Here is a 21,851-nt window from a genome sequence, read left to right on the forward strand (position 1 = left end):
CCCCCCACTTCACCCACACGCTGGCGGCCATGTATACGCACACCGACACTCACGATCTGCGGCACCACGGTGACGCGGAGGTCCGGGACGAGAAGCTGACCGATCTCGCGGTCAACGTCCGGGCCAACACCCCGCCCGACTGGCTGCGGGAACGGATCGCGGCCTCACTGACCGGGCTCGCGGCCTACCCGGACGGGCGGGCGGCGCGGGTCGCCGTGGCGGCGCGGCACGATCTGCCCACCGAACGGGTTCTGCTGACGGCCGGGGCCGCGGAGGCGTTCGTGCTGCTGGCGCGGGCGCTGCCGGCGCGGCGACCGGTGGTGGTGCACCCGCAGTTCACGGAGCCGGAGGCGGCGCTGCGGGACGCGGGGCACCAGGTGCGGCGCGTGCTGCTGCGGGAGGAGGACGGTTTCCGGCTGGACCCGGAGGCGGTCCCGGAGGACGCCGACCTGGTGGTGGTCGGCAATCCGACGAACCCGACGTCGGTGCTCCACCCGGCGGCCCTGCTGGCGCGGCTCGCGCGGCCGGGGCGGACGCTGGTGGTGGACGAGGCGTTCATGGACGCCGTGCCCGGTGAGCGGGAGGCGCTGGCGGGGCGGTCGGACGTGCCGGGGCTGGTGGTGCTGCGCAGCCTCACCAAGACGTGGGGCCTGGCCGGGCTGCGCGTCGGTTACGTGCTGGCCGAGCCCGCGACGGTGGCGGCGCTGGAGCGGGCGCAGCCGTTGTGGCCGGTGTCGTCGCCGGCGCTCGCGGCCGCCGAGGCGTGCATGTCACGGGCGGCGCTGGCGGAGGCGGAGCACGCGGCGCACCGGATCGCGGTGGAGCGGGCCCATCTGCTGGCGGGGCTGGCGGAGTTCGAGGAGGTGCGGACGGTGACGGCGGCGGAGGGTCCGTTCGTGCTGGTCCGCATGGAGGGGGCGGACGTGGTGCGGGAGCGGCTGCGGTCGCTGGGGTTCGCGGCGCGGCGCGGCGACACGTTCCCGGGGCTGGGCCCGCAGTGGCTGCGGCTCGCGGTCCGGGACCGGGTGACGACGAACCGGTTCCTCCAGGCCCTGGACCAGGCGCTGGTGATGGCGGGGAACGCGGGAGGACGCTGAAACGCGTCGGCCCACCCCGACGACGGTCACGGCGGCGACGGTGGCGACGACGGCGCGCCCTGCGCTGGGTGTTGTGCGTTCGCCGGCGGTGCCGCGGAGGCGCCGAGCGGTGCTCGGTGCACGGCGTTCCCGGGGAACACCGTGCACCGGGGGGTCAGCCGCGCTCCCGGGCCGCGCGGGCGCGGCGGGTGAGGGTCAGGGCTCCCGCGCCCGCGGCGAGCAGGGCGAGGGCGCCGCCCGCGAGGTAGGGCGTCAGCGAACTCCCGCCGGTCTCGGCGAGGTTGGCCTCCGACGGCTCTGCGGCCGACTGGGCGCGCACGTCGGCGGGCTTCCGGGCCGCGGGCTCCTCGCCCACGGGCTCCTCTGCGGCGGGGGTGGCCGCGGTCTTCGGCGGCGCCTTCGGGGCCTCGCAGGTGGCCTCGGCGAGCGTGACCGTGCCGGTGACGTCGGCGACGTTCGCCTTCAGCGGGTTCACCGACACCTTGAGGGCCAGGGCGGTGGCGGCGGCGGTACGGGAGGTGGTGCGGGTCCGCGACAGGTCGAGCGTCACCTCGCCGACGCCGGGGACGTCGACGTTCGTCGGCCCGCCGGTCGTGAGCGTGACGCGCTTGCCGAGGACGGTGACGCTGCCGAGGAGGTTCGCCTCGGCGACCGGCTGCTCGCCGGCCTCGCAGAACGCGCGGGAGGTGACCTTCTCGACCTCGATCAGGGACAGCAGCGGCAGCCCGGGGAGGTGGACCTTGGCGTGCGCGAGTTCGGTGCGCCCTTCCGCGGCGCGCCCGTCCGCGGTGGCCTGCGCGGTGGCGACGTCGGCCTTGAGGACGCTGACCGGCCTGCCCTGCTCGACGCCGTCGAGGGTGACGGTGAGCGCCGTCCTGCGGGCGCTCGCGGGCGCCTGGACCTCGTTGAGCGTGGCGGTGAGCGGCACGTGCACGGCCTTGTTCAGCAGGGCGATGTCCAGGTCGGTACGGAGGACGACCGCGCTCGCGCGCCCCTCTCCCCCGGTGGCCTGCGCCGCGGGCACGACGAGGAGCACGGGCCCGGCGGTGAGCGCCGCGACGACGGCCGCGGCGAGGGCGCGGCGGCGGGTGGGCAGGCGCAAGGTGTTGCTGTTCACGGTGGTGGAACCCCCACAGAAGACATGGCGTCGCCGGCCCGGCCCATGGGGAACGCATGAGCGGTGCGACGCGGGACACGGGAATCCTTACGCACGGAGAGTGAACTGGCGTGCACCTGACGCGAGTTCACCCCAAAGGGGGGTTTCCGTTCCCATATTCGATTCTTCCGGCACAGACGTTCGCCGCATCCCCTCCCGTCGCACGACATCGGCGAAAGGTGTCAACGACAGGCGGCGCGCGATCGTCACGGCGCGTCAACACACCACCCGGATTGCTTCTCGCGCGACCGTGACTTAAGTTAGGGAAGCCTAACCTAAAGAGATCGGGACAAGAGTGAGTATCGAGGTCTACCGGGACACCTGGGGCATCCCGCATCTCCGCGCGGCCGACGCGCTCGAACTCAGCCACGCCCAGGGCCGCACCACCGCCCTGGACCGGGCCTGGCAGCTGGAGGTCGAGCGGCACCGCGCGCAGGGCACGACGGCCGCCTTCCTGGGGGCGGACGCCGTCGAGTGGGACGTCTTCGCCCGCCGCGCCCGCCTGGCCGACACCGCCCGCCGCTGCTTCGAGGCGCTCGACGAACCGACCCGTACCTGGGTGTGCGCCTATGTGGACGGGGTCAACGCCGGGCTCGCGGCCGGCGCCCGCCGCTCCCCCGAATTCGCCGCCACCGCACTGGCCCCCGGCCGGTGGGAGCCGTGGACACCGCTCGCCGTGTGGCTCTCGACGCACATCCTCTTCGCCGGCTTCCCCACCAAGCTGTGGCGCGACCACGTCGCCCGCCGGCTCGGCGAGGAGTACGCCGGGCTGTTCGCCACCGACGCCCCCGGCACCGCCGGCAGCAACGGCTGGCTGGTGACCGGCGACCGCACCGCCACCGGGGCCGCGCTCATCGCGGGCGATCCGCACCGCTTCATCGAGGCGCCCGGCGTGTACCAGCAGATCCGCCTCGCCTGCCCGGAGTTCGACGTCGTCGGGCTCGCCGTCCCCGGCGTGCCGGGCATGGCCCACTTCGGGCACACCGGCACGGTCGCCTGGGCCATCACCAACGCCATGGCCGACTACCAGGACCTGTACCGGGAGCGGCTGCGACGCACCGGCGACGACGGCCGCGGCGTCGAGGCGCTGGGCCCGGACGGCTGGGCGGCCGCCCGCGCCCACACCGAGACCATCGAGGTGAAGGGCGCCGAGCCGGTCGAGGTCGAGGTGATCGAGACCGAGCGCGGGCCCGTGATCATCGACGGGCCGGACGGCACGATCAGCCTGCGCCACCCGCCCCGGGTCACGCGCCGGCTGGGCTTCGCCACCCTGCCCGCGCTGCTCGCCGCCCGCACCGTCGACGACGTCGACCGGGCGTTCGACCCCTGGGTGGAGCCGGTCAACGTCGTCCAGGCGGCCGACACCGCGGGCGGCACCCTCCACCGCGCCGCCGGGCACGTCCCGCTGCGCCACCCCGACAACCGGCTGCGGACCGTCCCGGCCTGGGAGCCCGGCCACGAGTGGCGCGGCGCCCATCAGCCGATGCCCCGGGAACCGGTCGGCGACGTGGCGGTGATGGCCAACGCGCGAGGGCTGGCGAGCCCGCTGGGCGTCGAATTCGCGCCACCGCACCGGGCCGACCGGATCGCCCACCTGCTGAACGAGCGGAAGGACTGGACCGGGCCCGAGATGGCGGCGGTCCACACGGACACCCATCTGGCCTCGGCGCGGCCCCTGTTGTCCCTCGTGGCCGGACTCGCCGACCTGAGCCTGGAGGCCCGCGAGCTGCGCGACCGGCTGCTGTGCTGGAACCGCCGTATGGCGGCCGGCAGCACGGACGCGGCCGTCTTCGCGGCCGTGCGCGGCGCGGTCGTGCGCCGTCTCGCCGCGCACCCCGCGCTCGCCGTGCTGGCCGAACCCCCCGCGTACCCGGCGCTCTTCCAGCCCTGGCTGGCCCTGGTCCCGCGCGTCGCCTACGCCCTGGAGACCCTGCTCACCGGCGGGCCGGTCCCGGAGGCCGACCGGCTGGCGGCGGTCCGCGCCGCCGTCGAGGAGGTGGCCGCGGCCCCTCCGGCGGAGCCTTGGGGCGCCACGCACCGCCTCGCGCCCTGGGCCGCGCTGCCCGACCCCGCCGAGTCGTGGCCGGGCCTGGACGGCGACCACGACTGCGTGCTGTCCACCTCCAGCGTCCCGGGCGTCACGGACCTCAGCGCCCGCGGCCCCGCCGCCCGCTACGTCTGGGACCTGGCCCGCCGCGAGGACAGCCTGTGGGTGGTGCCGTTCGGCGCCTCGGGCGTCCCCGGCGACCCGCACCGGCGTGACCAACTGCCCCTGTGGCTGCGGGGCGGACTCGTCCCCGTCGTCACCGACTGGAACCAGCTCACCGAGGAGCACGAGGAACACCATGACCACGACTGAGTACGTGCACGAACAGACCGTCGACGGCTTCGGGACGGTCCGTCTCGCCCGCCTGGACCCGGCGCGTGACGCGGAACTGGTGCACGGCTGGGTCGGCGAGGAGCGCGCCCGGTTCTGGGGCATGCGGGAGGCGACCGTCGACGACGTACGGGAGATCTACACGCACCTCGACTCGCTCACCACGCACCACGCGTTCCTGGCGTACCGCGACGGCGTGCCGGTCGCGCTCTTCCAGACGTACGAGCCGGAGGCCGACCGGGTCGGCGAGTGCTACGACGTCCGTCCGGGCGACATCGGCGTCCATCTGCTGATCGCGCCGGCGGACGCGCCCGAGCGGGGCTTCTCCACGCACCTGATGTCCGTGCTCGTCTCGTACGCGCTGTCCGGCCGCGAGCGGATCGTCGCCGAGCCGGACGCCGCGAACGAGAAGGCGATCGCGCTGCTGGTCCGCGGCGGCTTCGAGCCCGGCCCGGAGGTGGTGCTGCCGGAGGTCGATCTCCCCGAGGTCCACATCGCCGAGAAGCGCGCCCGGCTGCTGTTCTTCACCCGATGACGCGGCCGTCGAGGATCACCCGCCGCGGCGCCGCGAGCACGCGGACGTCCGCGCGCGGATCCTCGTCGTAGACCACCAGGTCGGCCGGGGCGCCCTCCTCCAGGGCGGGCCGCCCCAGCCATGCCCTGGCCCCCCAGGACGTCGCCGACAGGGCCTCCAGCGGCGGGATGCCGGCCCTGACGAGTTCGGCGACCTCCGCGGCGACCAGGCCGTGCGCCAGGGAGCCCCCGGCGTCGGTGCCGACGAAGACGGGGACGCCCGCGTCGTACGCGGAGCGCACGGTGTCGTACCGGCGCTCGTGCAGCCGCCGCATGTGGTCGGCCCAGCGGGGGAACTTGGCCGCTCCGCCGTCGGCGAGCTTCGGGAAGGTGGCGATGTTGACCAGCGTCGGCACGATCGCCACACCGCGCTCGGCGAACAGCGGGATGGTGTCTTCGGTCAGGCCCGTGGCGTGCTCGACGCAGTCGATGCCGGCCTCGACGAGGTCCCGCAGCGAGTCCTCGGCGAAGCAGTGGGCGGTGACCCGCGCGCCCAGCCGGTGCGCCTCGGCGATGGCCGCCTCGACCTCGGCGCGCGGCCAGCAGGCGCCCAGGTCGCCCGTCTCGCGGTCCAGCCAGTCGCCGACCAGCTTGACCCAGCCGTCGCCCCGCCGGGCCTCCCGGCCGACGTACGCGACGAGGTCGGCGGGCTCGATCTCATGGGCGTAGTTGCGGATGTAGCGGCGGGTGCGGGCGATGTGCCGGCCGGCGCGGATAATCTTCGGCAGGTCGTCGCGGTCGTCGATCCAGCGGGTGTCCGCCGGGGACCCGGCGTCCCGGATCAGCAGGGTGCCCGCGTCCCGGTCGGTGAGCGCCTGCCGCTCGCTGGTGGCCGCGTCCACGGCGCCGTGGGCGTCGAGGCCGACGTGGCAGTGCGCGTCGACCAGCCCGGGCAGCGCCCACCCCCGCACCGTCCGGACGTCGTCGGCGCGTGACGGCCGGTCGTGGGTGACCCGCCCGTCGACCACCCACAGCTCGTCCCGTACGTCCTCCGGGCCCACCAGCACCCGCCCCGTCACATGCAGCACCGCGCTCATGCCGAGCACTCTACGAGGGCGGAAGTACCCTCGGCCAAGCAGTCCGTACGTGAAGAAAGAGAGCCCCGTGACACGCCCCGTGACGAGCCCCGTGACGCACCCTTTTCTCGACCTGGCCCCGCTGACCGCCGACCGTTTCGCGGCGATCGAGCGGCGCGTGGCCGCCCTGCTGGCCACCGAGCAGGACGTGGTGATCACGCAGGGCGAGGCGCTGCTGCCGCTGGAGGGCTGTATCCGGAGCGGCGCGCGGCCCGGCTCGACGGCGCTGAACGTGGTGACCGGACCGTACGGGCAGACCTTCGGCGACTGGCTGCGCGACTGCGGCGCGACGGTGGTCGACCTCGACGTGCCGTTCCACACGGCGGTGACCGCCGAGCGGGTCGCCGGGGCGCTGGAGCGGAACCCGGAGATCGACTTCGTGTCGCTGGTGCACGCCGAGGCGGCGACCGGCAACACCAACCCGGTCGCGGAGATCGGTGAGGTGGTGCGGGCACACGGCGCGCTGTTCCACCTGGACGCGGTGGCCTCGATCGGCGCCGAGCCGGTGCTGCCGGACGCCTGGGGCGTGGACCTGTGCGTCGTCGGCGCGCAGAAGGCGATGGGCGGCCCGGCCGGTGTCTCGGCCGTATCGGTCAGCACGCGCGCGTGGGAGCGGTTCGCGGCGAACCCGGCGGCCCCGCGCCGCTCGTACCTCTCCCTCCTGGACTGGAAGGAGCGATGGATCGACGGCGGCCGCAAGGCGCTGCCGCACGCCCCCGCGCAGCTGGAGATGCTGGCGCTGGAGGCGTGCCTGGAGCGGATCGAGGCGGAGGGGCTGGACACGGTGATGGCCCGCCACGCGTCGGCCGCGGCGGCCACCCGCGCGGGTGCGCTCGCGCTCGGCGGCGGGCTGGAGCCATACGTGCACGAGGCGAGGGACGCCGCCCCGGTGGCCACGACGCTGCGCACGCCCGCCGGGGTGGACGCCTCCGGGCTGGTGGCCGCCGCCCTGGCCGCCAACCCGTCGCTGCCGCTCGCCGCGGGCGGCGGGGCGCTGGCCGGGGGGATGGTGCGGGTGAACCACTACGGGGCGGCCGCGGACCGCGCCGTAGTGGAGGCCTCGGTGGTGGCGCTCGGCGCCGCCCTGGGCCGGCTGACCGGCGCGGCGGTGGACGTCGGGGCCGCGCGGCGGGCGGTCGCCGAAGCCTGGGCGTGACCCGTCACCGGGGCACCGGGGTGACCGCCCCGGTGCGAGGGGCCACGCGTACCGGCGTGGTCGTGCTCGGAACCGTGGCCCAGGGGCCGCGCGGGGCGGCGCCGGTGGCGGCCAGCGCGTCGAGCAGGGCCTTCACCGGCGGGGCGAGCGGGCGCCCGGCCGGGACGGCCAGCGAGACGGGGACCGCGAGGCCGGGCAGGGCGCGGAAGGTGATCCGGCCGGCCGGCGGCAGCGGCCCCACCGGGTGGAACAGCGTCCAGGACGGGTCGGGGTTCGCGGCCAGCTCGGTGAGCGTGTCCTGGAGGGTGGTGAACGGCGGTCCGGGCGTCCAGTGCGGGAGCAGGGCCGTCACCAGGTCGTGGAAGGCGGGGTCGGCGGCGCGCGGGGCGAGCCGCAGGGGCAGCCGCGCCAGCCGGTCGAGGTTCGGGGGCTCGTCGTCGGTGAGGCCGAGCACCGCCGCGTGGGACGTGGGCAGCGCGGCGATCAGCGGGTCCGTCCAGAGCGGGTGCAGGACCACCCCTTCGGCGTGCCGCACGGTGCGTACGAGGGCGGCGTCGAACGTCCCGGTGCGTACGGCCGCGAGGCGGGCCTCCTGGGGCGCCCGCTCCAGCCGGACACGCAGTCCGGGCCGGCGGGCGGCCAGCGTGTCGACGGCGCGGTAGACGCGGTCGGCGAAGGCCCGGGGGGTGCCGAGCCGTACGAGCCCGTCCGTCCCGGCGGTGATCCCCGCCGCGGTGTCCCGGACCCGGGCCGCCGCGGCGAGCGCGGCGCGGGCCTCGGGCAGCAGCCGCTCACCCGCGGCGGTGAGCCGAACGTGCCGGGAGGCGCGGTCGAACAGCCGCAGCCCCAGCCGCCTCTCCAGGCGGGCGATCCGCCGGGTCACCGAGGCCGGGGCCGTGTGCAACCGCTCGGCGGCCCGGTCGAAGCCGAAATCCTCGGCGACCGCGACGAAGCACTCCAGCTGACGCAGTTCCACTGCCTGGTCCCCCCCATCCGTCACCGTTGACGATCGCTGCCCCGGTCAACCGCTTCCGGGTCGCGTCTTCTTCCCGGTCACCACCGGCACGTGTTCCCGACAGGTACGTGATTCCGGCACGGACCCGGCGTCGAAACACAGGTACGGGCCAGGAGGGAGGAACGACTCATCCGGCGGTGACGGCGGGCCGCCGGAAGGGGGCGGGCGGGGGCTGCCGGTACGAAGGCGGCGGCCTTTTCCGGCGGGCCGCCTCGCGGCGGAGGCGGTTCCCCCGGCGCGACATGACGCCCACGTCACGAAAATAAAGAATCGGCATTGATAATGGAATATCGGCGAGTGCTTTATAGGGAGTAGCTCCCCGCCTTCTCCTGCCCCGTTTCAACGAGGTTAAACACAGAGATTTGATAACGGCCCAACCGGCAATCCGGACACGCGTCAAGCCCGTTGTAAGACTGTGATCGAATCCACATGGCGGCCGTTTTGCCCGGATATATCCGGGCAAAAGGCGGCGTTCGACGGGCACCCCTCGGCTGAACTCGCGCCCGCGCGATAACACATGCCAGGCGCTCACCCAACCCCTCGCGCCGATGCAATTTAAGAAATTGCTGGGTAAATTCAATCCGCATGACCGCCGCACAAGCAGACCTTGCAGGTGCCCGAAACGAATTCCACCGACCGGCCGCACCGGCCATCGGTATCGACACGCCACGAGTGGAGGACGGAGCCGCGATATGGCGTATCGCCCGCGACTCCGAGGTGCTCGACCTCAACTCCTCGTACAGCTATCTGCTGTGGTGCCGCGACTTCGCCGCCACGTCCCTGGTGGCGCGCGGCGCCGACGGGGAGCCGATCGCCTTCGTCACGGGGTACATCAGGCCACAGCGCCCGCAGACCCTCGTCGTCTGGCAGGTCGCCGTGGATCACGCGCACCGCGGCCGGGGACTGGCCGGTGTGCTGCTGGACGCGCTGACCACCCGCGTCGCCGGGCAGGGCGTCCACACCGTGGAGACGACCATCACGCCGGACAACACCGCGTCCGACCGGCTCTTCACGTCGTACGCCGAGCGCCGGGGCGCGTCCCTGGAGCGTGAGGTGCTCTTCGACGGCGGGCTGTTCCCCGAGGGGACGCACGAGCCCGAGGTGCTCTACCGCATAGGCCCGATCGCCTGACGCCCCACGGCCCGCGCCCCGGAGCCTGAGCGCCTCATGCGCGCGCGCCGGTGGCCGGAGGGTCGGAGCGTCGGAGACCGGAACGCCGTACGGCACCGGGGCGCCGGACGCGCCCGAGCAGCGTCCGGCCCGCCCGAGCGTCCCACCGCCCGCACGCCGCCTGACACGTACACCCCAGACTTCCCCACCGAGGAGACGAACCGCTGTGACCATCACCCCGCCCGCCCTGAGTGTCTTCGAGACCCTTGAGTCGGAGGTGCGCAGCTACTGCCGCGGTTGGCCCGCGGTGTTCGACCGCGCCCAGGGCGCACGCCTCACGGACGAGGACGGACACTCCTACCTCGACTTCTTCGCCGGCGCCGGCTCACTCAACTACGGGCACAACAACCCCGTGCTGAAACGCGCGCTGCTCGACTACATCGAGCGTGACGGCATCACCCACGGCCTCGACATGGCCACGACCGCCAAGCGCGCGTTCCTGGAGTCCTTCCAGAACGTGGTCCTCCGGCCGCGCGACCTGCCGTACAAGGTGATGTTCCCCGGCCCGACGGGCACCAACGCGGTGGAGGCCGCGCTGAAGCTGGCGCGCAAGGTGAAGGGGCGCGAGTCGATCGTGTCGTTCACCAACGCCTTCCACGGCATGTCGCTGGGTTCGCTCGCGGTGACCGGCAACGCCTTCAAGCGCGCCGGGGCGGGCATCCCGCTGGTGCACGGCACGCCGATGCCCTTCGACAACTACCTCGACGGCCGGGTGCCGGACTTCCTCTGGTTCGAGCGTCTCCTGGAGGACCAGGGCTCCGGGCTGAACAAGCCGGCCGCGGTGATCGTCGAGACGGTGCAGGGCGAGGGCGGCATCAACGTCGCGCGGCCCGAGTGGCTGCGCGCGCTGCGGGAGCTGTGCGACCGGCAGGACATGCTGCTGATCGTCGACGACATCCAGATGGGCTGCGGTCGCACGGGGGCCTTCTTCTCCTTCGAGGAGGCGGGCATCACCCCCGACATCGTCACCCTGTCGAAGTCCATCAGCGGCTACGGCCTGCCGATGTCGCTCTGCCTGTTCATGCCCGAGCTGGACGTGTGGGGTCCCGGTGAGCACAACGGCACCTTCCGCGGCAACAACCCGGCCTTCGTGACCGCCACCGCCGCGCTGGACAGCTACTGGGCCGACGGCCAGATGGAGAAGCAGACCATCGCCCGGGGCGAGCAGGTCGAGCAGGCGCTGCTCGCCATCTGCGACGAGAACTCCGCCTACGGCGCCCACTACCGGGGCCGGGGCCTGGTCTGGGGCATGGAGTTCACCGACAAGTCCCGTGCCTCCGCCGTCTGCGCCCGCGCCTTCGAGCTCGGTCTGCTGCTGGAGACCTCGGGCCCGCGGAGCGAGGTCGTCAAGCTGCTGCCCCCGCTGACCATCACACCCGACGAGCTGGACGAAGGGCTGCGGACGCTGGCCCGCGCGGTCCGCGAGACCGCCTGAATCCTCCCCGTACGAAAGGAAGTTGCACCACCGTGATCGTCCGATCGTTGAAGGACATCGAGAACACCGAGCGCCATGTCAAGGCGGCTTCCGGCACCTGGGAGTCCAAGCGCATCGTGCTCGCCAAGGAGAAGGTCGGCTTCTCGCTGCACGAGACCGTCCTGTACGCCGGGACGGAGACCTCGATGTGGTACGCCAACCACATCGAGGCCGTGCTGTGCGTCGAGGGCGAGGCCGAGCTGACCAACGACGAGACGGGCGAGACCCACTGGATCGAGCCCGGCACGATGTACCTGCTGGACGGCCATGAGCGCCACACCATGCGCCCGAAGACCGACTTCCGGTGCGTATGCGTGTTCAACCCTCCCGTCACCGGGCGGGAGGACCACGACGAGAACGGCGTCTACCCACTGCTCACCGAGGAGGGCTGAACCATGACGACGACCACGACACTGCAGGACCTGTACCCCACCCGAGGCACGTCCGAGGTCGTCACGCCCCGGCAGGACCCGGTGGTCTGGGGACCGCTCACCCCGGAGCTGGAGTCGTTCGAGCGTGACGGCTTCCTCGCCGTCGACCAGCTGATCACCGAGGACGAGGTCGCCGTCTACCGCGCCGAGCTCGACCGGCTCGTCACCGACCCGGCGATCCGTGCCGACGAGCGCTCGATCATCGAGCCGAAGTCCCAGGACGTGCGGTCGGTCTTCGAGGTCCACCGGATCAGCGACGTCTTCGCACGCCTGGTGCGCGACGAGCGCGTGGTGGGCCGGGCGCGCGAGATCCTCGGCTCGGACGTGTACGTCCACCAGTCGCGGATCAACGTGAAGCCGGGCTTCGGCGCCTCGGGCTTCTACTGGCACTCCGACTTCGAGACCTGGCACGCGGAGGACGGCCTGCCGCGGATGCGGACCGTGTCCGTGTCGATCGCGCTGACCGAGAACCTCGACACCAACGGCGGCCTGATGATCATGCCGGGGTCGCACCGGACGTTCCTGGGCTGCGCGGGCGAGACGCCGAAGGACAACTACAAGAAGTCGCTGCAGATGCAGGACGCGGGCACGCCGTCGGACGAGGCGCTGACCAAGTTCGCGGACGCGCACGGCATCCGGTTGTTCACCGGTAAGGCGGGCTCGGCGACCTGGTTCGACTGCAACGCCATGCACGGCTCGGGCGACAACATCACCCCGTTCCCGCGGAGCAACGTCTTCATCGTCTTCAACAGCGTGGAGAACACGGCGGTGGAGCCGTTCGCGGCCCCCATCCGGCGGCCCGAGTTCATCGGCGCACGGGACTTCACCCCCGTGCGGTGACACGACGGGCAGCTACGCGAGGGGCGGGACCCGGGTGGGGTCCCGCCCCTCGCGGCGCCGGGCCGCGTTTCGGCGGGCGCGGACGTGAGGCCGGGCCGCGTTTCGGCGGCCGCCGTCAGCGGTGGCGGAACCAGTTCGCCGCCGGCAGCAGCCTGCCGTCGTAGCCGAACAGGGCCTGGTTCTCCCAGGCGTTGCCCGACGCCGGGTCGGCCGGGTCCCATCCGCTGCCCGTGACGGCCGTCCAGGCGGGCTCCCAGTACACGACGCCGAGGCCCCGGCCGTGGGGCACCGCCTCCACGACGTTCATCACGTCCCGCAGGTTCGCGGCCTGGCCGGCCGGGGTGGCCGGGTAGCCCGGCGCCAGGGTGTCCGCGGTGGCGACGTTGTTCTCCAGGGAGTCGTCGTTGGCCAGCGTGTGCGCGTACGCCGTCTCCGCGACCAGCACCGGCCTGCCGTACCGGGCGGCGACGTCGTCGAGGTTGGCCTGGAGGCCGGAGAGCGGCCCGTGCCAGTAGCCGTAGTACGACAGGGCGATGACGTCGAAGGGCACCTTGTACGCGACGGCCTGGTCGAACCACCAGCGGGTGCCCGCGTTGTCGCCGCCCTTCGCGAGGTGCAGGGCCACCTGGGTGGCCGGTGACACGGCCTTGGCGGCGTTCGCGCCGGACGTCAGCAGCCCGGCGAGCTGCGCCCAGTTCGAGGTGCGGCCCTCCTCCCACAGCATGCCGGCGTTCAGCTCGTTGCCGATCTGCACCATGTCTGCGGTGGTCCCCTGCGCCTCGAGCGCGCCGAGGACGTCGTACGTGTGGTCGTACACGTCCTTCCTCAGCTGCTCGTACGTGTGCGAGGACCAGGCCGCGGGCTTGTACTGCTTGCCCGGGTCGGCCCAGGTGTCCGAGTAGTGGAAGTCCACGAGGAGCTTCATGCCCTGGGCCTTGGCGCGCTTGGCCATGGCGAGGACCTTGGCCTTGTTGTTGTAGCCGTCGGCGGGGTTCACCCACACCTTCAGGCGTACGTGATTCATGCCGGCGGACTTCAGGACGGTCATCGCGTCGCCGCTGGTGCCGTTCGCGTACCGGTAGGACGCTCCGAACGCCTCGTTCTTCGGGAGCGTCGACAGGTCGCCGCCCTTGACCGCGAGGCCGGTCGTCCCGCGGGTGAAGGTGACGTCGTCGAAGTTGGCCCACTGTCCCGCGTGCGCGTCCGAGTTGAGGCTGACCGTGCACTGGCCGCCGGTGACCCTGACCGAGGTGACGATCCGGATCCAGGCGCCGTTCGGGGTGGGCGGCAGGTCGGTGCGCTGCTCGGGGCTGCCGCAGTTGCGCAGCGCGATGTACGCGGAGTTCTGTCCGCCGCTCGAACGGACGCGGGCGCTCAGCGTGTACGCGCCGTCCGTGAGACCGGACAGGTACTGGTAGGTCTCCACCTTGTAGGCGGTGGACGCCCAGTGCGAGAGCCGGGTGCTGCCGCTCGCCCCGCCGGCCTCGGTGAACGAGGCGCTGTTCCGGCCGGTGGGCGAGTAGGCCGACCAGCCGGTGGACCCGCTTTCGAAGCCCGGGTTGGTGAGTGTGGCGGCGGCGGTGGCCGTGGTCGCCGGCAATCCGGCGAGGACCAGGCCCGCGGCGGCGGTGACGGCGGCCGCTGCCGCTCTGGTGGTGCCGTACATGTCGTGTCCCTTCGACGATGTGTCGGACGGTGGGGCGGTGCGTGGGGGGGGCGGTGCGTGCGTGAGGGGGCGGGTCAGGCGAGCCGGACGACGCGGACCGCGCCCGCCGGGACGGCGAGGCGCCCGGTGACGGGCTCGCCGCCGAGGAGCTCGGTGCCGGGGCCGTCCAGCGGCACCTCGGCGTCGGCGGTGGTGTGGTTGAGGGCGAACAGGTAGGTGCCGGCGTCGCCGGTGCGGCGCACCACCTCGACGTCGTGGGGCAGGCCGGTGCGCGGTGCGATGCCGGCGTCCTCGCAGGCCGCGCCGGTGATGACGTCCAGGGCGGACGGGGCGAGGCGGGTGGAGACGTACCAGGCGGTGCCCTTGCCCAGGCGGTGGCGGGTGACGGCGGGGCGGCCGGCGGCGGGCCCGTCGGCGTACGTCCACACGGTCTCGGCGCCGCGCGGGACGACGAACTCCGTCCAGACGTCGCCGGTCAGCGTCCTGTCCCCGGCCTGCTCGGCGATCCGTACCGTCTCGCCCTCGCCCAGCGGCGACCACTCCTCGACGGTGAGGCCGAGCACGTCCCGCAGCGCGCCGGGGTACGGGCCGGGGTGGACGGCGTCGTGCTCGTCGACGATGCCGGAGAAGTACGACACGAGGAGAGTGCCGCCGTTCTCGACGTAGGAGCGCAGGTTGCGGCCTGCCGCCTCGGTGGCGAGGTACAGGGCCGGGACGACGACCAGCGGGTGGGCGGACAGGTCGGCCTCGGGGTGGGCGAAGTCGACGGTCAGGTGCCGGTCGTAGAGGGTCTCGTAGAAGCTGTCGGCGCGCTCGCGGGCGTCGTGGTCCTCGCTGGGGCGCCACTCCAGGTTCTGCGCCCACCAGGAGTGCCAGTCCCACACCATGGCGGCGTCGGCGACGGTCCGGGTGCCGCGCAGTCCGGCGAGTGCGCCGAGGTCGGCGCCGAGCCGGACGGCTTCGCGCCAGACGCGGGAGTCGGTTCCGGCCTGCGGCACCATCGCGGAGTGGAACTTCTCGGCGCCGCGCCGGGACTGGCGCCACTGGAAGAACATGGCGCCCTCGGAGCCGCGCGCGACGTGGGCGAGGGAGTTGCGCGCCATCTCGCCGGGGCGCTTGGCGGGGTTGCGGGGCTGCCAGTTGACGCCGCTGGTGGAGTGCTCCAGCAGCAGCCAGGGGGCGCCGCCGGCGACGGACCGGGTGAGGTCGGCGGCCATGGCGAGGTTGACGTGGGTGCGGCGGCCGTCGGTGATCAGGTAGTGGTCGTTGGTGACGAGGTCGACCTCGCGGCCCCAGGCCCAGTAGTCGACGCTGTCGCACTGGCTGAGCGCGGTCATGAAGTTGGTGGTGACGGGGACGCCGGGCGCCAGGCGGTGCAGGATGTCCCGTTCCCTGCGGAAGTTCTCGCGCATGGTGGCGTCGGCGAAGCGCCGGTAGTCGAGGGCCTGTGCGGGGTTGCCGACGGTGGGCGTGGCGCGGGGCGGGTCGATCTGGTCGTACGAGGTGTAGTGCTGGCCCCAGAACGCGGTGCCCCAGGCCTCGTTGACGGCCTCGACGGAGCCGTGGCGGGCGTCGAGCCAGTGGCGGAACCGGTCGGCGCAGGTGTCGCAGTAGCAGGCGCTGACGGGGACGCCGTACTCGTTGTGGACGTGCCAGAGGGCGAGGGCCGGGTGGGCGCCGTAGCGGCGGGCGAGCTGCTCGGTGATGCCGGCGGCGGCGGCCCGGTACGCCGGTGAGTTGTGGCAGATGGCGCCGCGGGAGCCGAAGGCGTACCGGGTGCCCTCGCGGGTGACGGGCAGCGCGTCGGGGTGGGCGCGGTAGAACCAGGCGGGCGGGACGACGGTGGGCGTGCCGAGGTCGGCGCGGATGCCGTGGTCGTGGAGCAGGTCGAGGATCCGGTCGAGCCAGCCGAAGTCGTAGGTGCCGGGCTCGGGTTCGAGTCTCGCCCAGGAGAAGATGCCGACGCTGACCATGGTGACACCGGCCTCGCGCATCAGCCTGACATCTTCCTGCCAGACGCTTTCCGGCCACTGTTCGGGGTTGTAGTCCCCACCGTAGGCGAGCCCGTGCAAGCCGCTGGGAGTGGTCTCCGGCATGTGGTTTCTCCTGATTCCTCGGGAAAACTTCCGACGGCGTACCAAGCAAGTGGGAACGTACACACACACCAGCGCCGCCGGAACGCAACATAACCGCACAGCATCAACCATTGACAAGTGTCCGGGATGTTTCTCTACTGTGAACGCTCACAGAAGCATGGCAGGCCTCCCACCATGGCGGAGGCCGCCCCCTCGGTCAGGGAGAAGCCCCCATGCCGCACGCGCTGCGCCGCCGCCTTTCCGCCATCGCCACCGCCGTCGTCCTCGGCGCGACCGCCCTCACCGGCTGCGGGTCGTCCGACGACGGCGGGGACACCGCGTCCGGCCCCGTCTCGCTGACGTACTGGGCCTGGGCGCCCGGCATGGACAAGGTCGCCGCGCTGTGGAACAAGAAGCATCCGGACGTCACCGTCACGGTGAAGAAGCAGGCCTCCGGCGACGACCTGGTCACGAAGATCATCACGGCGGCCAAGGCGCACCAGGCCCCCGACCTCGTCCAGGCCGAGTACCAGGCGCTGCCGACCCTGGTCAGCAATGACGCCCTCGCCGACATCTCGGGGGAGGCCGGCGACGCCGAGAAGGCGTTCGCCCCGGGCGTCTGGCAGCAGGTCACCCTCGGCACCGACGCGGTGTACGCGCTGCCCCAGGACTCCGGGCCGATGATGTTCTACTACCGGGCCGACCTCTTCGAGCAGTACGGGCTGAAGGTCCCCACCACCTGGGAGGAGTTCGCCGCCACCGCCCGCGCGCTGAAGAAGAAGGCCCCGGACAAGGCGCTGACGACCTTCTCCGCCAACGACTCCGGCCTGTTCGCCGGGCTCGCCCAGCAGGCGGGCGCCAAGTGGTGGACGACCGAGGGCGAGAAGTGGAAGGTCGGCATCGACGACGCGGCCACCAGGAAGGTCGCCGGCTTCTGGGGCGGCCTCGTCAAGGAGGGCGCCATCGACAACCAGCCGATGTACACCCCGGCCTGGAACAAGGCGCTCAACACGGGCGAGCAGATCGCCTGGGTGAGCGCGGTGTGGGCGCCCGGCACCCTCACCACCGCCGCGCCCGACACCAAGGGCAAGTGGGCCATGGCTCCCCTCCCGCAGTGGACCAGGGGCGCGAACGCCACCGGCAGCTGGGGCGGCTCCACCACGGCCGTCACCACCGACTCCCGGCACAAGGCGGCCGCGGCGGAGTTCGCCACCTGGCTGAACACCGACCCCGAGGCACTGGCCGCGCTGGTGCGGGAGAGCGGCGTCTACCCGGCCGCCACCGCCGCCCAGTCCGGTGGCGCGCTCGCCGCCCCGCCCGCGTTCTTCGCCAACCAGCCGGACTTCTACACCCGTGCCGCCGCGATAGCCGAGACCACCGCGCCCGCCGCCTGGGGCCCGAACGTCAACGTCGCGTACACCGCCTTCAAGGACGAGTTCGGCAGGGCCGCCAAGGCCAAGTCCGACTTCGGCGCGGCCCTCACGGCGATGCGGAACGCCACGGTCGCGGACCTGCGGCAGCAGGGCTTCGAGGTCGCCCCGTGACCGGTACCCGCCGCACGGCACGCGGGGTGGCGGGCGCCCCGCGCGCCCACCCCTCCCCCGGCGCCACCCGCGGGCGCGTACGGAGCGCGCCCTACCTGTTCCTCCTTCCCGCCGGGCTGCTCTTCGCCGTCTTCTTCGCGCTGCCCATCGGCTACGCGATCTGGCTGAGCCTGCACAGGATCGAGGTCAAGGGCCTCGGCCTGGGCAGCGGCGCCCGCCAGGAGGTGTGGGCGGGCCTGGCCAACTACACCGCCGCGCTCACCGACTCCGAGCTCGGCCGCGGAGCGCTGCGCATCCTCGGGTACGGCGCGATCGTCGTCCCCGTGATGCTGGGGCTCGCGTTGCTGTTCGCACTGCTGCTGGACACCGAGCGGGTGCGGGCGCGGTCCTTCTCGCGGCTCGCGATCTTCCTTCCGTACGCCATCCCCGGCGTGGTCGCGGCGATGCTGTGGGGGTTCCTGTACCTGCCGGACGTCAGCCCGTTCCACTACGTACTGGGGGAACTGGGGCTGCCCCGGCCGGACCTGCTGGACGGCGGGCCGTTGTTCCTGGCGCTGTCGAACATCGCCGTGTGGGGCGGCACCGGCTTCAACATGATCGTGATCTACACCTCGCTGCGATCCATCCCGGCGGAGGTGTACGAGGCGGCGAAGCTGGACGGCGCGACCCCGCTCCAGATCGCGCTGCGGATCAAGATCCCGATGGTGGCGCCGTCGCTCGTTCTGACCTTCTTCTTCTCGATCATCGCGACGCTCCAGGTCTTCAGCGAGCCGACCACCCTGCGGCCGCTGACCAACGGGATCCCCACCACGTGGAGCCCGCTGATGAAGGTCTACAACGACGCCTTCGTGGGCGGGAACGTGTACGCGGCGTCGGCGACCGCCGTCGTCCTCGCCGCCGCGACCTTCGTGCTGTCGTTCGGCCTTCTGAGGGCCTCCAATTCCGGGGCCTCCGACTCCGGGGCCTCCGGCTCCGGAAGGAAGCAGGGACGGATTCGATGACCGACCTCACCGCTCCCCCGAGGCGCAAGGCCGCACCGGCCGCCGGCACCGCCCCGGGCACCTCCCAGGGCCCGCCGCCCGTCCGGGCCCGCCGCCCCGGCCGGACCGCCCTGCTGCCCACGGCGGCCCTGCTGCTCGGCGCGGTGTACTGCCTGCTGCCGGTCGCCTGGGTGCTGGTGGCGTCCACCAAGTCCGGCACGGAGCTGTTCTCCACCTTCACGTTCCTGCCGGGCAGCGGCTTCACCGACAACCTGGCCGACCTGGGCGCGTACCGCGACGGGATCTACTGGCGGTGGATGGCCAACTCCGCTTTCTACGCGGGCTTCGGCGCCCTCCTGTCCACGGCCGTGTCGGCGGTCTCCGGCTACGCGCTGGCGGTCTACCGCTTCCGGGGGCGCGAAGCCGTCTTCAACGTCCTGCTCGCGGGTGTGCTGATGCCGCCGGTCATCCTCGCCATCCCGCAGTACCTGCTGCTGGCGGAGGCCGGCATGGCGGACACGTACCTGTCCGTGCTCCTGCCGCTGGTCCTCTCCCCGTACGGCGTGTACCTCGGCCGGATCTACGCTCAGGCCGCCATCCCCATGGAACTGGTGGAGGCGGGCCGCGTGGACGGAGCGGGCGAATGGCGGATCTTCCTGCGAGTCGCGGTCCCGATGATGTCGCCGGGACTCGTCACCATCTTCCTCTTCCAGTTCGTGGCGATCTGGAACAACTTCCTGCTGCCCTACATCATGCTCGGCGACGACGAGAAGTTCCCGATGACGGTGGGGCTCTACACCCTGCTCGCGCAGGGCTCCGCGACCCCGGCGCTCTACACGCTGGTGATCACCGGCGCCCTGCTGGCGGTCGTCCCGCTCATCGCCCTCTTCCTGGTCATCCAGCGCTTCTGGAGCCTGGACCTGTTGTCCGGGGCCGTAAAGTCCTGATGACACCGAGGGGAACACCAGCCATGAGCCGCAGCAGCACGAGCCGCAGCGCGGAAGGCCGTCGCCGGCCGCCGACCATCCACGACGTGGCCCGCGAGGCCGGGGTCTCCCGCGGCACCGTCTCCCGGGTCCTCAACGGCGGGCACTACGTCAGCCCCGCCGCCCAGGACGCCGTCAACGCGGCGATCCGCAAGACGGGTTACGTCGTGAACCGGCACGCCCGCTCGCTGATCACCGGCAGGTCGGACTCGGTGGCGTTCCTGCTCACCGAGCCGCAGGAGCGGTTCTTCGAGGACCCCAACTTCAACGTGCTGCTGCGGGGCTGCACCCAGGCGCTGGCCGACCGGGACATCCCGCTGCTGCTGATGATCGCCGGTACGGCCGACGAACGGCGGCGCAACCTGCGCTACATCGAGGCGGGCCATGTGGACGGGGTGCTGCTGGTGTCCAGCCACTCCGGCGACCCGGTGGTGACGCAGCTGCGCCGGGCGGGCGTCCCGCTGGTTGCGTGCGGCAAACCGCTGGGCCAGACGGCGAAGGTCGGTTACGTCGCGGCCGACGACCGGGACGGCGCGCGGGAGATGGTGCGGTACCTGTACGCGTCGGGACGCCGCCGTATCGCCACGGTGACCGGCCCGCCGGACACCCCGGGCGGGGTCGAGCGCCTGGCGGGGTACCGGGAGACGCTGGCCGAGTGCGGGCTGCCGGCCGACGAGTCGCTGATCGTGCCGGGCGACTACAGCCGGGCGAGCGGAGAGGCGGCGGCGGGGCTGCTGCTGGAGCGGGCGCCGGACGTGGACGCGGTGTTCGTGGCGTCGGACCTGATGGCGCAGGGCGTGCTCGACACGCTGGCGCGGGCCGGGCGGCGGGTGCCGGAGGACGTGGCGGTGGGCGGCTTCGACGACTCGCCGGCCGCGGTGGCGTCCCGGCCGCCGCTCACCACGATCCGCCAGCCGTGGGACCGGATCAGCGCCGAGATGGTGCGGATGCTGCTGGCCCGCATCGGTGGGGAGGAGGCCGCCGGGGTCATCCTCCCCACCGAGCTGGTACGCCGGGAGTCGGCGTGACCCACGGGGCTCAGACGGCCAGAGCGGGGTAGTCCGTGTACCCGCGGTGGTCACCACCGTAGAACGTGGCGGTGTCGGGGGTGTTGTACGGGCCGTTGGCCTTCAGCCGGGCCGGCAGGTCGGGGTTGGCGAGGAACAGGGCGCCGAACGCCACGAGGTCGGCCGTGCCGTCCTCGATCAGCGCCAGGGCCTCGGCGCCGGTCGGGCCCTCGGTGGCGGGGTTGAGCACGAGGGTGCCGGAGAACCGCTTGCGCAGGCCCAGGGTGATCCCGCGGGAGGCCGGGCCGCTCTCCAGGACGTGGAGGTAGGCGATCCCGAGCGGTTCGAGGGCCGTGACGAGCGCGGTGTACGTCTCCTCGGGCTCGGGCTCCTCGATGTCGTTGAACGGGTTCCCGGGCGAGATCCGCAGACCGGTGCGCTCCGGCCCGATCTCGGCGGCGACCGCCCTGACGACCTCGGCGGCGAAGCGGACGCGGCCTTCGACCGAGCCGCCCCAGGCGTCGGTGCGGCGGTTGGTGCCGGGGGCCAGGAACTGGTGGATGAGGTAGCCGTTGGCGCCGTGCAGTTCGACGCCGTCGAAACCGGCGGTCACGGCGTTGCGGGCGGCGGTCACGAAGTCCGCGATCGTCTCCCGTACCTCGGCGTCGGTGAGCTCGCGCGGGGTGACGAAGTCCTTGGGGCCCTCGGCGGTGTAGACCTGTCCCCTGGCCGCCACGGCGGACGGGGCGACGGGGTGGAGGCCGCCGGGCTGGTCGGCGAGCAGGTCCGGATGGCCGATGCGGCCGGAGTGCATGAGCTGGGCGAAGATCCGGCCGCCGGCGGCGTGCACGGCGTCGGTGACCTCGCGCCAGGCGGCGGTCTGCTCCTCGCTGTGCAGCCCCGGGGTGTCGGGGTAGCCCTGGCCGACCGGTGAGGGCTGGATGCCCTCGGTGATGATCAGTCCGGCCGAGGCGCGCTGGGCGTAGTACTCGGCGGTGAGGCCGGTCGGTACCCGTCCCGCTCCGGCGCGGCTCCGGGTCATCGGGGCCATGGCGATGCGGTTGGCGAGCCGGGTGCCGGACAGGTCGACGGGGTCGAAGGCAACGGTCATCGGGGTCTCCCAGACGAATATGTGGTCGGCCAAGTATATGGTCCGACGCCACTGTAGCGCATTCATTGGCCGACCAAGGTAAAATCGGTGGCAGCCGACCGACAGTTCCGCGAGGAG

At 72.9% G+C, this 21,851-nt stretch carries 18 protein-coding genes; 12 read left to right on the forward strand and 6 right to left on the reverse strand.

Annotation, left to right across the window (positions count from 1 at the left end; all coding sequences use genetic code 11):
* Positions 1 to 29: 29 nt before the first annotated feature.
* Entirely contained in the window at positions 30 to 1,097 is a 1,068-nt protein-coding gene (gene cobC / locus ABD347_RS23495; protein ID WP_344364648.1) for an Rv2231c family histidinol phosphate aminotransferase CobC, read from the forward strand.
* Positions 1,098 to 1,251: 154 nt separating this feature from the next.
* On the opposite strand, the gene ABD347_RS23500 is transcribed toward cobC, so the two are convergent.
* Positions 1,252 to 2,214, reverse strand: a complete 963-nt coding sequence (locus ABD347_RS23500; protein WP_344364651.1) for an SCO1860 family LAETG-anchored protein — start codon at positions 2,212 to 2,214, stop codon at positions 1,252 to 1,254.
* 334 nt (positions 2,215 to 2,548) lie between these two features.
* Between ABD347_RS23500 and ABD347_RS23505 the strand changes: the two genes are divergently transcribed.
* On the forward strand, positions 2,549 to 4,612 hold the full coding sequence (locus ABD347_RS23505; RefSeq protein WP_344364653.1) for a penicillin acylase family protein: 2,064 nt from the start codon (positions 2,549 to 2,551) through the stop codon (positions 4,610 to 4,612).
* Positions 4,599 to 5,165, forward strand: a complete 567-nt coding sequence (locus ABD347_RS23510; RefSeq protein ID WP_344364655.1) for a GNAT family N-acetyltransferase — start codon at positions 4,599 to 4,601, stop codon at positions 5,163 to 5,165. Before ABD347_RS23505 ends, ABD347_RS23510 begins: the two co-directional genes overlap by 14 nt.
* On the opposite strand, the gene ABD347_RS23515 is transcribed toward ABD347_RS23510, so the two are convergent.
* Positions 5,155 to 6,240 carry an amidohydrolase family protein gene (locus ABD347_RS23515; RefSeq protein WP_344364658.1) on the reverse strand — a complete coding sequence of 362 codons (1,086 nt, stop codon included), beginning with the start codon at positions 6,238 to 6,240 and terminating at the stop codon, positions 5,155 to 5,157. The genes ABD347_RS23510 and ABD347_RS23515 overlap by 11 nt on opposite strands.
* A 91-nt stretch (positions 6,241 to 6,331) precedes the next feature.
* Here ABD347_RS23515 and ABD347_RS23520 point away from each other — a divergent pair, with 91 nt between their 5' ends.
* Complete coding sequence (locus ABD347_RS23520) at positions 6,332 to 7,435, forward strand: pyridoxal-phosphate-dependent aminotransferase family protein (protein ID WP_344364660.1); 1,104 nt, start codon at positions 6,332 to 6,334, stop codon at positions 7,433 to 7,435.
* 4 nt (positions 7,436 to 7,439) lie between these two features.
* On the opposite strand, the gene ABD347_RS23525 is transcribed toward ABD347_RS23520, so the two are convergent.
* A complete protein-coding gene (locus ABD347_RS23525; RefSeq protein WP_344364663.1) occupies positions 7,440 to 8,411 on the reverse strand; it encodes a LysR family transcriptional regulator in 972 nt (323 codons plus the stop codon).
* Positions 8,412 to 9,035: 624 nt separating this feature from the next.
* Here ABD347_RS23525 and ectA point away from each other — a divergent pair.
* The 4 genes from ectA (at position 9,036) to thpD (ending at position 12,365) form a co-directional block, all read left to right on the forward strand.
* Positions 9,036 to 9,581: a diaminobutyrate acetyltransferase gene (ectA, locus tag ABD347_RS23530; RefSeq protein WP_344364665.1), complete on the forward strand. Its 546-nt coding sequence runs from the start codon at positions 9,036 to 9,038 to the stop codon at positions 9,579 to 9,581.
* A gap of 205 nt (positions 9,582 to 9,786) precedes the next feature.
* Positions 9,787 to 11,055: a diaminobutyrate--2-oxoglutarate transaminase gene (ectB, locus tag ABD347_RS23535; protein ID WP_344364668.1), complete on the forward strand. Its 1,269-nt coding sequence runs from the start codon at positions 9,787 to 9,789 to the stop codon at positions 11,053 to 11,055.
* Between the two features lie 32 nt (positions 11,056 to 11,087).
* Positions 11,088 to 11,486, forward strand: coding sequence for an ectoine synthase (locus ABD347_RS23540; protein ID WP_344364670.1), 399 nt, complete (start codon positions 11,088 to 11,090; stop codon positions 11,484 to 11,486).
* A gap of 3 nt (positions 11,487 to 11,489) precedes the next feature.
* Entirely contained in the window at positions 11,490 to 12,365 is an 876-nt protein-coding gene (gene thpD / locus ABD347_RS23545) for an ectoine hydroxylase (protein WP_344364673.1), read from the forward strand.
* Positions 12,366 to 12,480: 115 nt separating this feature from the next.
* Here thpD and ABD347_RS23550 read toward each other — a convergent pair whose 3' ends face one another.
* A complete protein-coding gene (locus tag ABD347_RS23550; RefSeq protein WP_344364676.1) occupies positions 12,481 to 14,031 on the reverse strand; it encodes a glycoside hydrolase family 53 protein in 1,551 nt (516 codons plus the stop codon).
* Positions 14,032 to 14,105: 74 nt separating this feature from the next.
* Positions 14,106 to 16,127, reverse strand: a complete 2,022-nt coding sequence (locus ABD347_RS23555) for a beta-galactosidase (RefSeq protein ID WP_344364678.1) — start codon at positions 16,125 to 16,127, stop codon at positions 14,106 to 14,108.
* A gap of 212 nt (positions 16,128 to 16,339) precedes the next feature.
* Between ABD347_RS23555 and ABD347_RS23560 the strand changes: the two genes are divergently transcribed.
* The 4 genes from ABD347_RS23560 to ABD347_RS23575 are packed head-to-tail and all read left to right on the forward strand — an operon-like array spanning position 16,340 to position 20,644.
* A complete protein-coding gene (locus ABD347_RS23560; RefSeq protein ID WP_344364680.1) occupies positions 16,340 to 17,650 on the forward strand; it encodes an ABC transporter substrate-binding protein in 1,311 nt (436 codons plus the stop codon).
* A 26-nt stretch (positions 17,651 to 17,676) separates the two neighbouring features.
* Positions 17,677 to 18,651, forward strand: coding sequence for a carbohydrate ABC transporter permease (locus ABD347_RS23565; RefSeq protein WP_344365021.1), 975 nt, complete (start codon positions 17,677 to 17,679; stop codon positions 18,649 to 18,651).
* Positions 18,648 to 19,577 carry a carbohydrate ABC transporter permease gene (locus ABD347_RS23570; protein WP_344364682.1) on the forward strand — a complete coding sequence of 310 codons (930 nt, stop codon included), beginning with the start codon at positions 18,648 to 18,650 and terminating at the stop codon, positions 19,575 to 19,577. Before ABD347_RS23565 ends, ABD347_RS23570 begins: the two co-directional genes overlap by 4 nt.
* A gap of 23 nt (positions 19,578 to 19,600) precedes the next feature.
* Complete coding sequence (locus tag ABD347_RS23575; protein ID WP_344364684.1) at positions 19,601 to 20,644, forward strand: LacI family DNA-binding transcriptional regulator; 1,044 nt, start codon at positions 19,601 to 19,603, stop codon at positions 20,642 to 20,644.
* Positions 20,645 to 20,654: 10 nt separating this feature from the next.
* Here the strand turns inward: ABD347_RS23575 and ABD347_RS23580 are convergent, their stop codons facing one another.
* Positions 20,655 to 21,734 (reverse strand): alkene reductase, encoded by a 1,080-nt coding sequence (locus tag ABD347_RS23580; protein ID WP_344364687.1) that lies wholly within the window; start codon positions 21,732 to 21,734, stop codon positions 20,655 to 20,657.
* Positions 21,735 to 21,851: the final 117 nt, after the last annotated feature.

The sequence above is a fragment of the Streptomyces gobitricini genome (assembly GCF_039532985.1).
Lineage (GTDB): Bacteria > Actinomycetota > Actinomycetes > Streptomycetales > Streptomycetaceae > Streptomyces > Streptomyces gobitricini.